Origin of the sequence: Lentzea kentuckyensis, assembly GCF_002150765.1 — a bacterium.
GTDB classification, from domain to species: Bacteria; Actinomycetota; Actinomycetes; order Mycobacteriales; family Pseudonocardiaceae; genus Lentzea; species Lentzea kentuckyensis.
On record NZ_MUYM01000048.1, the window covers coordinates 48,860 to 60,438 of the forward strand.

General features: G+C 68.1%; 5 protein-coding genes. 2 read left to right on the forward strand and 3 right to left on the reverse strand.

The window, feature by feature from the left end:
• Window positions 1-10: 10 nt before the first annotated feature.
• Together B0F77_RS22585 and B0F77_RS22590 are read right to left on the reverse strand one after the other, a co-directional pair.
• Complete coding sequence (locus B0F77_RS22585) at window positions 11-9,334, reverse strand: RHS repeat-associated core domain-containing protein (RefSeq protein WP_086664951.1); 9,324 nt, start codon at window positions 9,332-9,334, stop codon at window positions 11-13.
• A 44-nt stretch (window positions 9,335-9,378) separates the two neighbouring features.
• Window positions 9,379-9,723 (reverse strand): hypothetical protein, encoded by a 345-nt coding sequence (locus B0F77_RS22590; RefSeq protein WP_245848546.1) that lies wholly within the window; start codon window positions 9,721-9,723, stop codon window positions 9,379-9,381.
• A 360-nt stretch (window positions 9,724-10,083) separates the two neighbouring features.
• Here B0F77_RS22590 and B0F77_RS22595 point away from each other — a divergent pair, with 360 nt between their 5' ends.
• Window positions 10,084-10,461: a YrdB family protein gene (locus B0F77_RS22595; protein ID WP_211293935.1), complete on the forward strand. Its 378-nt coding sequence runs from the start codon at window positions 10,084-10,086 to the stop codon at window positions 10,459-10,461.
• 13 nt (window positions 10,462-10,474) lie between these two features.
• Here B0F77_RS22595 and B0F77_RS22600 read toward each other — a convergent pair whose 3' ends face one another.
• On the reverse strand, window positions 10,475-11,071 hold the full coding sequence (locus tag B0F77_RS22600) for a TetR/AcrR family transcriptional regulator (RefSeq protein ID WP_086664953.1): 597 nt from the start codon (window positions 11,069-11,071) through the stop codon (window positions 10,475-10,477).
• A 97-nt stretch (window positions 11,072-11,168) separates the two neighbouring features.
• Here B0F77_RS22600 and B0F77_RS22605 point away from each other — a divergent pair, with 97 nt between their 5' ends.
• Window positions 11,169-11,564, forward strand: a complete 396-nt coding sequence (locus B0F77_RS22605) for a hypothetical protein (protein WP_211293936.1) — start codon at window positions 11,169-11,171, stop codon at window positions 11,562-11,564.
• Window positions 11,565-11,579 lie beyond the last annotated feature (15 nt).

Here is an 11,579-nt window from a genome sequence, read left to right on the forward strand (position 1 = left end):
TTCACTCTCTTCACTTTGTGAAACCCGTCGGCGCGGGTCTTCCGTCGAGGTCCTGCAGCAGCCCGAGGTTGGTCATGCCGGGGGTGTTGCCCCGGTGACCTCGTGGGTTGTAGAGGAAGTTGGGCACGACCTCGTGCTTGTTGATGCCGCCTGGGCGACCGTCCTTGTAGAAGCCCTCGGCGGTCATCTCGAACGACACCGGGACCGTGCGGTCGCCCGCATACTGGGGAATCACCTTGTAGTAGACGACTTGACCACCCCTGACGGCGTCCGCCGCGCTCGCCTCGAACCGGCGCATGTTGTCACCGACCCGGCCGGCACCTCTGACGTAGGTGTTCGCGGCACGGCTGCAGGTCGCCACGTTCTCGTACCTGCTCCCGTCACCGCCGAGCACGGCGGCAAGGAGGTGACACGAGTTAATGGTCTTGCTCGCTTCCACGCCGTAGTTCAGAGCGACGTGCTTCTGCGTCCACTCGTAACCGGGACCGCGCACGGCCTCGTTGCGTTCGGACAGGTCGGTGATGCACGCCTCGACGCCGGTCGCCCGGTTGCCGTGCGCCGAGTCCACCGGCATGTAGTTCGGCGTCGGCAACGACTGGCGGCAGTCGCGCTTCTGCCGTTGCCGCTGGTCGGGGATCAACCGGTGCCGCTCGTCGGAGGTGTTGATCGTGACCACGACGGCCCGCGACGCGGACGACACGTTGTGCATGATCTGGCCGGCCACCTGCACCGCGCGCTGGTAGATGTCATTCGCGTCGGCTCGTGCGTCGTCGACGACATCCCGTTGCGCACCAACGTGTCCGGCCGGTGCGTCAGGCGTCGAGGACACCTGGTCACCCGGCAGGAGAATCGGCTTGGTCGCGCCAGCGCTCACCGCGATCGGCGTGTTCTTGGCCGCGGCGGCGTTGTCCGCGCGCGCCTTGTCCGAGATCGCCTTCGCCCGGAGATACGCGGCGATCCGGGCGGCCTCGGCGCGGGCCGCGGCGTCGTCCTGCGTGTCGACGTCACCATCACCGTCGACGTCCTCGTCGGTGTCGGGTTCGTTCGCCAACTCCCACGGGGACGCGCCGCCACCACCACATTGCTTCGTCCACGCGTGCGTGTCGCAGAACTGGTCGCGCACCGACTGCGGATTGTGGCTGTACTTGTAGTAGTCACCGCAGCTCAGCCCACCGGACCAGTGCTCGCACCCGTCGTAGGGCATCTGGGTCGGCTTGAGCACCTGCCACGCGAACCACGCCGGAATCGAGATCCGGCCCAGTCCCCACTTGGCGCCCTTGCCGATCCGCGACCACCACGAGATCTTCGGCGGCGTGATGTGCACGGGCACGCGCGGAGCGCACACGGTGTATCCCTTGCCCGCCTGGCAGTAGTGGCCGGTCGGGTCGGTGTTGGACACCGGGTTCCCCGCGCCGTAGCCGTAACGGTTGGCGTTCACCGCCGAGCCGCCGCTGGTGTCCACGTCGTCCCGGGAGACGAATCCGCCGGTGGACGGGTCGTACCAGCGTGCGCCCATGTCGACCTGGCCGGTCGACTGATCGGTCCAGTCGCCCTGGAAGCCCAGCGCGCCGGTGTTCCCCGCCTTCGCGATCACCTTGCCGAACGGGTCGTACGTGGTCGAGTCCGGCAACGCGCCCAGCGTGGTGTCCGCCGGGTCGAAGCCGCCGACGACATCGCCGTGTGCGTCCGAAAGGGACAGTCGCTTGGTGTCGCCCCTGCCGGTCGCCACCAGTTCGTCACTCGGCCCGCGGGCGTACTTCTCGCTCCCGTCCGAGACGATCTCGTCGTTCTGGCCCGCGTAGGTGAACGTCGTGCCGTCGCGGGTCGCGACCCGGTCGAGACCGTCGTAGGCGTAGGTCCGCGCCCCGGCGGTGATCATCCGGTCGAGCGCGTCGAAACCGAACTGCTGGGTCTGCGAACCGGTCGTCTTCGACCGCAGCGTTCCTCGTGGCGTGTACGTGTAGGTGCTGTCGCCGTCGGACAGCAGCCGGTTCCGTTCGTCGAAGGTGGACTGCTTCGAGCCGATCTTGGTGCGGTTGCCCGCGTCGTCCCACTCGTAACCGGTGGTCACGCCACCGGACGTGCTGCTCTTGAGCCGGTAGCCCTTGTCGTAGTCGTAGGTCGTGGTGCCGGCACCGGCCACACCTGTCGTGGTCCGGCTGGCGAGGGTGTCGGTGGGGTTGTACCCGTACGTCGTCGAGGCGACGGTGGCGTTGGCGGAGTTCGTGACGACGTCCGAGCTCAGCCGGGCGAAGTCGTCGTAGCCGAGGGTCCGCTTGCGGCCGGCGCCGAAGTCGATCGTCTTGATCGCCCCGGTGTTGTCGTAGCCGAACTTCTGGCTCGTGCCGGTGAGGCCGTCGGCCACGGTGTCGAGGCGGCCCTTGTCGTAGCCGAAGGCCGCGGTCCCGGCGGCGTCCTTGCGGCTGACGACGCTGCCTTCCTCGTCGTAGCGGAACTCGGCGACACCGCCCGGACCCGCCGTGGTGAACAGGTTGCCCCGGTCGTCGTAGAGGTAGGTGTTGGTGCCGCCGACCGCACTGACCGAGCGCAACCTGTTGGACAGGTCGTAGCTGTAGGTGGTCGTCGTGGTCTGCGCCTCCGCACCCGTGCCGGTCTCCGACTTGGGCCGGTTCGCCGCGTCGTGGTCCCGCCTGGTGACGACGCCGCCCGGCGCGGTCATCTGCACCGCGTTGCCGTTCTCGTCGTAGCCGGTCGTCCACGTCCGGTCCGCGGCGGCGGGGTGCGCGGTCGTCGGCGGGTCGATCGTGGACTCGGGCAGACCGAGGCCGTTGTAGGTGGTGATCGTGGAGTTGCCGCGGCCGTCGGTGTAGCGGGTCCGATGGCCGGCCGCGTCCACGCCGTACGAGCTGGTGATGGACTTGTTGTCCGCCACCGGCTCCACCTGGCTGATCAGCTGGTTGGCCGAGTTGTAGGTGTAGGTGCGCACGGTCTGGTTCGGATCCGTGACCGTGATCAGGTTTCCGGCCAGGTCGTAGCCGTACGTCGTGCTGCGCAGGGTCGAACCGTCGGCCTTCAGGACGTTGTCGGCGATCTTCTGGCCGAACGGGTCGTAGATCGCCTGCGAGGTGCGGCCCTGCGCGTCGGCAGCGCGGACGGTGTGCCCGACGAAGTCGTAGCCGTACTGGACCTGCACGCCGTTCGGGTCGACGGACTTGGTCAGCTGGTTGAGCGCGTCGTAGGTGTTGGTCGTCGTGGCCTGCTTGGGAGTGATCGCGCTGACCACGTTGCTCGCGTCGTCGTAGACCACCTTGCTGGTGAACGCTCCCGCCGCGGGGACGCGTTCGATCGAGGTGGTCGTCACCTGGCGGTCGAGGTCGTCGAAGGTGGCCTCGGTCCGGATCCCGGTCGGGTCCACAGTGGACAGGACCCGGCCGGTGCGGGTGTAGCCGAACGTCGTGATGGCGCGCTCGTCGTTGGTCGACGCGGGCGCGTCGACCTTCGCGACCCGGTTGAGCTGGTCGTAGGTGGTCCGCGTGATGTTGCCGCGCGGGTCCTTGACCTCCACCACGTTGCTGTTGCCGTCGTACTTGGTGAAGGTCGTCGGGGTGACGGCCTGCGCGGCACCGGGTGCCTGGTATGGCGGCCTGGCCGAGCTGGTCACCCGGCCGTTGCGGTCGTAGGCCGTGCGGGAGACGTTGCCGAGCTCGTCCCGGTGATCGACGAGCTCACCGAACGTGTTGTAGCCGGTCGTCGCGGTCGGCGTGACCGTGCTCGCGGCCGCACCGCCGCTTTCCGCCGACAACGGCGCCGCGGCCGAGGTGACCAACTGGCCGATCTCGTCGTAGGTCAGCCGCGCGGTGAACGCGTTCGGGTCGGCGCCGGCGGCGTTGCCGCGGGGGTCGATGGTGGACGTCGCCAGGCCGCGCTGGTCGTAGCGCGTCCTGGTGACCCGGGAGACGGTGCCGTTGGAGATGGTCTCCTGGGTGACGTTGTCGGCGTCGTCGTAGTCGTAGGTCACCTGTTCCTGGCTGTTGCCGGTGACCCAGGGAACGTTCGACGGCTTCCCGGTGGTGGTGACGGTCTTGACGTTTCCGTTGCTGTCATAGGTGAACGCCGTGCCGCGCATCAGGCCGGCCGGATCTGCGGTCGAGGTCGCGACCCTGCCCAGCTTGTCGTAGGTGCTGGTTTTGACCGTCTTGCCGTTGGCGGTCACCTGACGCGTCGGGTTTCCGTCGCCGTCGTAGGTGTTGTCCTCCAGCACGTAGTCGCGCGTGGTGCCGTCGGGGTTGCGGAACCTCTTGAGCACCGCCTTGGCCAGCAGGCCGTCGTCGAAGTACGTGTACTCGATCCGCCGCCCCATCGCGTCGGTCCGGCTGGCGAGTCGTCCGGCGAAGTCGTAGCTGTACGCCTGGAGAACGAGGTAGTCCCCCGTGGTCGCCGGAGCGCCCGCCGGGTCGCTGCGCCAGTCGCGCAGCCGGACCTCGGCGAGCGTGTTGCGGCCGGTGTAGGCGAAGTCGTACCTGTTGCCGTTGGGGTCCGTGGTGGACGTGACGTTGCCGAAGGCGTCGTGGTCGAACCAGGTCTGGGCGCCTTCTGGGTCGGTCGTCGTGATCGTGCGGCCGTGTTCGTCGAGAGTCGACGAGGTGATGCGGGCGGGGTCGTTGCCGAGCGCGTCGGCGACCTCGACCGCCGTGACGTTGCCGTCCGAGTCGTAGGTGTTGGTGATCCGCTTCTGATGCTTGACGTTCGTGACCGCGTTGGTCGTCACCGGCAGCGTGGTGGTGCGCAGCCTGGACATGCCGTCGTAGGTGTACGTGGTCACCACGCCGGCGGTGAAGCTGTCCGACACGTCCTTCTTGCTGATCATCCGGCCGAGCGCGTCGTAGGTGTACTCGGTCGACCGGCCGGACGGCTCGGTGACCTTCGCCAGGTCACCGTTGGCGTAGTACGCGTACTTGGTGATCTTGCCCCGCGCGTTCGTCATCGAGTCGACGAGGCCTGCGGGCTGCGTACCGCCGCCGACCGCCCCTTCGCCTCCGGTCGTGTACCTGTACGACGTCTGCGTGCCGTCAGGAGACGTCTGCGTCGCCAGCTGACCGCTCGGGTGGTACGCGTACTGGATCCGGTAGGTGTTGTCCGTCGCGCTCGCCGAGCGCGCGTCCCTGCTCTCGGTCGGCAGGTTGTTGCGCGGGTCGTAGAGGTTCGTGACCGTTGCGGGGTAGGACTTGTACGACGTGTTGCACTGGTTCGCGCTGGTGTCGCGGCACGTCTTCGTCGAGGTGACGTTGCCGCGGGCGTCGTACGTCATCGTGGTCGGGTTGCCGTTCTCGTCCCGGACCGTGGTCAGCACGCCGTCGTCGTTGTACTCGAAGGTGCGGATGCTCAACCCGTCCACGCCGTAGCGGACGAACACCGGTCCGCCGGAGTCGTCCGGGATGACGGTGCAGAACGCGGGGTCGTTCGGGTCGGGCTGGGTGCACTGCCGCACGGGATCCGGCGGCGTCTCGGCCGGCTCACCCGGTTTGTCCTCCGACCGGGTCTCCATGCCGAGCGGCATGCCGAGGCGCAGCAACTGACCGCTGAGCGCGTCGAACTCGTAGAGGCTGGTGCGGTTGCCGGGGTCGAGCACCTCGATGCTGCGGCGAAGGTCCGTGTCGCCGCCGTACACCGTTGGCGCGCCGACCTTCCACACACCGCCGTTGCCGTCGGTGTACTGCTTGACGCGGTCACGGCCCACGTCGTACGTGGCGATGGAGTCGACCCGGCCGCTGGGCAGCGTGACCTTGCTCATCAGGTCCGCCTGCGTGATCGCGGCCTGGTAGTGGGCCGCGACCGACGCCGCGCCGAGCGGGCCGGAGTAGAGGGCGACGTCGTCGATCATGCCGTTGTACGACTTCTGGGCGGTCGTGCCCCACGCCGGCCAGGAGCCGGGCGTGCTCGCGTAGGCGGCACCGATCTGGTTGAACGTCAGCAGGCTGTGGTCGATCGTCTTGCCGGTCAGCTCACCGATCTTCACGCCGTCCAGGTAGAGCGTCTGGGTGGAACCCATCGACGACAGCACGACGTGGTGCCACCGGCCCTCGTTCACCTGGCCCGGCGAGGTGATCGGGTTGACCGACCCGGTGCCGAACTGGCCGCGCAGCTTGCCGTCGGTGCCGACGTAGAGCACCGGGACGCCGGTGGTGCTCGCCGAGCCCAGGGCCTTGTCCTGGTAGCCGATCAGCGGGCCGCCCGAGCCGGTGAGGGAGTTGCGGAACCACAGTTCGACCGCACCGTCACGGCTCTTCTTCACCGTTCCCTTGGGCAGGTCCACAGTGGACGACGTGCCGTTGAACGACGCGGCGGTGTCGGTCGTGCCGGCGAGTGCGCCGGCCGCGTTGGGCGTGACGTTCCTGTACGTGCCGCTGTCCTTGCCCAGGTTGGTCGCGACCTCGCTCGCGGCCGTGGTGCCCTCGTCCTCTCCCAGCCGCCAGTACGACTCGGGCCGCGAGTCGAGCACGGCGCTGCGATAGTGCGAACCGGCGCTGTGCTCGTAGTTCGTGCAGCCGGGCGTCGGCCCGCACACCTTGGTGAGCAGGTCGCCGGTGTAGCTGTAGTTCCAGCTCAACGCGGCTCCACCGACCGGGTCCGTGTCGAGCTTGGTCACGTGGTTGCCGGTCCAGGTGAACGTCAGCGACCGCCCGGCGGTGTTGGTCTGGCTGTTGGCCACCTGCGCCTTGCGGAGCTTGCCGTCCTGGTAGGTCAGCACGATCGACCGGTTGGACACGTCGGTGATCTTCGAGAGCTTGCCGGTCAGCGCGAACTGGTAGGTCGTGCCGGACTGGTCCAGCAGCTTCCAGGACGAGCTGTCCTGCGTCAGCGACACCGTCCGGCCGGTCGGTGGCACGTAGGTCCCGTTGGCGTTGCGTCCGAATCGGACGGTCTGCCCGTCGGCATACGTGACGACCACGCTGCCGGAGCCGTCGTCGTCCGGCACGACCTTCATGTCGAACACACTCGTCCAGCCGGCGCCGAACATGCCGTCACGACGTGAGTCGATGCTGTTGTAGGTCCTCGTCACGGACAGCGCCGGTCCGGCCGTGGTGGCGGCCGCGTCGACCGCGGACGTGGTGAAGTTGCCGGTCTGCGGGTCGAAGTCCCGCTCCTGCAGACCGCCCGGCGACGACGACACCCGCGCGGTGATCTCCGGCTGCGGCACGTTCGTGAGCAGCGTCGAGTACTGCGAGGGCACCTCGGTCGTGGCGTCCTTCACGAACGCACGCCACAGATACGCCTTGCTCCAGCTCAGCGTGCCGGCCGGGACCGTCCACGCCGTTTTCGTCCCGTACCCGGAGTTCGTGCAGTTGATCGGCTTGCCGGCCGCGTCGCGTTCGCAGATCTCGAACTTGAACTGCAGGTTCACGCTGGGCGGCGCGTCGACGTCCAGCGCTCGCGCCCACAGCTGCGGCGTCAGCGTCGGCGCCTGGTACCCGTTGGGCGGGAACAGTTCCTGCAGCACCGGCGGGATGTCGAAGACCTGCAGGATGATCCGGCCGGGTGGGACCTGGTGGTCGGTGAAGACCGTGCCACCGGTCCTGACCATAGTGAAGTCGAGGAAGTACTTGCCGGGCGGCATCGCCTTGATGGTGGCGTCGAGCGTGACTTTCCCGTTGCGCTGCACGGTCGTGGTGAGGTTCGCCGCACGCTGCTGGCCGAAGGCACTGCCGTCGGCCTTGTACGCGCGGTAGGCCAGGTAGTAGTCGCCAGGAGCCCACGCGGACGCGCTTTTGTTGGTGACCTGGATCTTGACCTTGCCGTCCTGGTTCTGCAGCACAGGCGGGTTCGGCCGTGGATCGGTCAGCTTGTAGGTCGCGTTGTACGGGCTGTGCGTGACGTAGAGCTTCGGCGGGTTCGCGGTGCCGCGGTCGGTGAACTTCTTGGCGCCCGACCCGCGGATCGACAGACCGTAGTTGGGCTGTTCGCCGTTCACCCAGCGCTGCACCAGATCCCGGCCGGCTCCACCGAGGTTGAACAGCTCACCCGCGCGAGGGCAGGCCGAGGACGACTCCCCGAACGCGATGTAGCCGTGCGCGAAGGACTTGCTGGCCAGCGCGCCGCCGACGGCGGGCCCGGGATAGGTTCCGGAGCCGGAGGACCAGTTCTCGGTGACCGGGTGGACGCTGACCGGGCGCGGGGCGCAGGACTCGGCCTCGAAGTTCACCATCCACAGCTGGGCACCGAAGATCGTGTGGAACTGCAGCCGGTTCACCAGGTCGCCGAACTTGATGTAGGCGTTGGCGTTCGACCCGACCGCGAGCTCGCCGGAGCCGGCAGAACCCGCCGTCATGCTCGCGTCCGCCGAGCCGCTGTTGACCGGCAGCTGCACGGTCGGATCGACCGCGACCGGGAACGCCCTGCCCGGTTCGGTCAACCAGCCGGCGTCCACCGTCAGTTCGAGCGCACCGCCGGCCAGCCGGTAGGCCACGCCCTTCGACACAACGCCCTTGGCGTCCACCATGTCGCCGGGCGGGATGACCGCACGGGTCGCGCCCTTCTCGTCGATGAACACGACCTGGCCGTCGCTGATCCGCGGCGTCAGTCCCTTGAGCCGCAGGGGAAAGGTGAAACTCGTCGGCGCGTCCGGCCCGGACAGCACGAGGGTTTCCTTGACCCCGCCCGGCCGTGACTCGAGCTTGAGGTCCACCTTGGACCTGACGGCGGGATACGTGATGGTGGCGCCGTCGACCTTGGGCGTGGAAGCCGCGGCGCCGGCCAGGGTGTACGACACCGAGTGGTTCTCATCGACGGTCAGCGTGACCAGATCGGCGGCGTCGGCCTGCTTGGCGAAGCTGATGCCCACCTCGTCGGCGGCGTTTCGCCATCCTTTGCCCTGATCGTCCACCAGGGTCGGGTCGATCGGCGTCCAGGCGCCGTCCTTGCCGCGGTAGTTGAGTTTCGAGGTCGAGAACTCGGTGGTCTCGGTGCCGTCGGTGTTGGTGTAGACCCGCTCGTGGTCCGTGCGCTTGGCGGCCTGTTCGGTGCTGGTCTTCTCGTCGAACCCCTTGACCTCGGCCGCCGGCGGTGGCTCGGCCTCGGTGACCGTGTTGTCGGCCTTCTGGTCCCAGACCTGCTTCGGATAACGGCCTCGCGTGCTCGCGGGCAACGTCCGGTTCTCCGGTCTGCCCTCGAAATGCGTTCCCGCACCGGCCGCCTCGCCCCAGACCTGCCCGGGTCCGTGCAGCCACGCGTACGAGCCCCGGTCGCCCAGCCAGTTCCCCGCCGAGTCACCGGTCGCGGTCAGCACCATGACGACCGCGAGTCCACCTGCGACGGTCTTCACGAAACCGCTGGGCAACAGGAAGAAGCCAAAAAGTCCGGCCTTGCGTCTGCGCACGTGATCCCCCGAGTTCGGCTGCCGACAGTTCGACTACTGGTTGCTCACCACCAGCCGGAGCAGCGGCTGGTGGTGCTGTCGCAGAGGCGGAACGCGATCTTGCTGACGTCGCTGTAGCTACCGGAGAAGGACGAGTTCTTCACGACTCCGTCCTCCCGGCGCTGCAGGTAGGTGTGCGAAGGCAGCGACGACGGCCCATTGGTCCACCACTTGCCGTCGTAGTCGTTGCCGTCCCACACCCAGGACTTGCACAGGGGCAGCGTGCCGCCTTCCGGGCCTTGCAGGTCGCCGCACTGCTGGGCGGCCGAGGCGGGCGTGGCGAGAAGGACGCTCGCACCCGCGACGGCGGCGATGGAGATGGCGATCTTCTTGGCAGCGTTGAGAAACACGGCAGCTCCCCAATTCCATGATCGGAGCGGGCCACACGACCCGCGCCGACAAGTTAGGAACCGGCGCTGACAAATCGCTGACAGGTGACGGCCGTCATAGCGGCTGGAGAACCACAAAGCCGACGAAGATGTCGACACGATAGCCGTTGTTCTACAACAGATCCAACTCCACATGAACACTTGGTGCCGAGGCTCCTCCCGGCGGTGGTTCGAGGTGACGAAAGTCCGCGATGGGTGCGCGACGAGGCGAATTGGATTTGGTCCACACTGAAACCACTGTGAACGCGGGCACACCCCGTCGATCATGGTAGATTTTCCGCACGAACGTTCGTACGAGCAGATTGGTGTCGTGATGCCGCCGTGCCCACTGACCATGCGCGGACCGGCACGATGAGCGCCGCGCGACTCCTGGCGGGCGTGAACGACGTGATCGCGTTCGTCCTCGAACTGATCATGCTGGCGGTGCGCGGCTGGTGGGGTTTCGCTCGTGGCGACGGTGTCCTCGCCTCGATCGCGCTGGGCCTCGGCGCTCCACTGGCCGCCGCCCTGGCGTGGGGTGCCTTCGCCGCCCCGCGGGCGTGGATCACGTTGCCCACCAGCGGTGTCCTGGCGGTCAAGGCACTGATCTTCGCCACCGCGGTGGCAGCTCTGGCCGACCTGGGTCACCCGGCCTGGGCGGTGGCCTTCACGGTCGTCGTCGTGCTCAACGTCGCCACCGCGCTCACCGTCAAGCCGTGACGGACGGGCTGCCTCAGGCCGTGGCCAGGCGAGCGCGGATCGCGGTCCGGCACCGTTCGTACGGCTCCGCCAGGTCGTCGTGCAGCACCGAGAAGGCGTTCGCGGTCTCCAGGAAGGCGATCAGCTCGAACGCGAGCTGATCTGCGTCCGCGTCGACGTCCAGATCGCCGAGCTGGCGGGCGTCCTCGACGGCGCGCGCGACCAGGCGGCGCCATTCGAGGCCGGCGACGGCCACAGCGTCGCGCACCCGGCCGGGGCGGGCGTCGAACTCGGCGGTGACCGCGAAGAAGAAGCACCCGCCTGGGAACACCCGCCGCTGCGAGTAGTTCAGCCAGTGCTCGCACAGCGCCCGCACTCGTTCCAGGCCAGGGCGCACGGCCAGCGCGGGCCGGACGACCTCGTCGAGGTAGACATCCCGCGCCCGGCGGATCGTGGCGAGTTGCAGCTCTTCCTTGGAACCGAAGAAGCCGAACAGGCCGCTCTTGCTCACGCCGAGATCAGTGGCGAGCCCTCCGATCGACAGACCCTCCAGCCCCCTCTCGGAGGCGATGTCCGCCGCCCGGCGCAGGATCGTCTGCCGCGCCGCTTCGTCCCGTGGCCGTCCCGCCATCCTCACCCTTTCTGCACGATCGTTCGTCCAACCCTATCGCACGTGCTGCTACTGTCTATTTCACGCACGATCGTTCGTACTTAGATTGGGGCTGGCTTTGCTGAGAACGCGATGGACTCCCGGACCGGATGCCGACACGACCGGCCCGGTGCTGATCAGCGTGACCGACTTCCGTGCCACCCACCGGCGCGACCTGCCCGGCATCTACCTGGCCGGCACCCGGTTACGACGCGCCTGGCCACAACTGCCCGGCGCGGTGGGCATGTGGCTGTGGACAGAGCCGTGGCAGGGCCGCTGCGGATCGGTGTCGGTCTGGCTCGACGAGAAGGCGATGTACCGGTTCGTCGGTCGCCCGGACCACGTCGAGATCATGCGGCGCTACCGGGACCGCGGCACCACCCGGTCCACCACCTGGACCGCTCCGGCGGCCGACCGCGGCGCGATCTGGTCCCGCGCGTGGCGACACCTCTGCGGTGATGAGCTCAAAGCCTAGTAGTGCTTTGTCGGG

Excerpts from the sequence above, each read along its gene's own strand:
- B0F77_RS22600 (WP_086664953.1), bottom strand. The coding sequence starts at position 11,071 with ATGGCGGGACGGCCACGGGACGAAGCGGCGCGGCAGACGATCCTGCGC.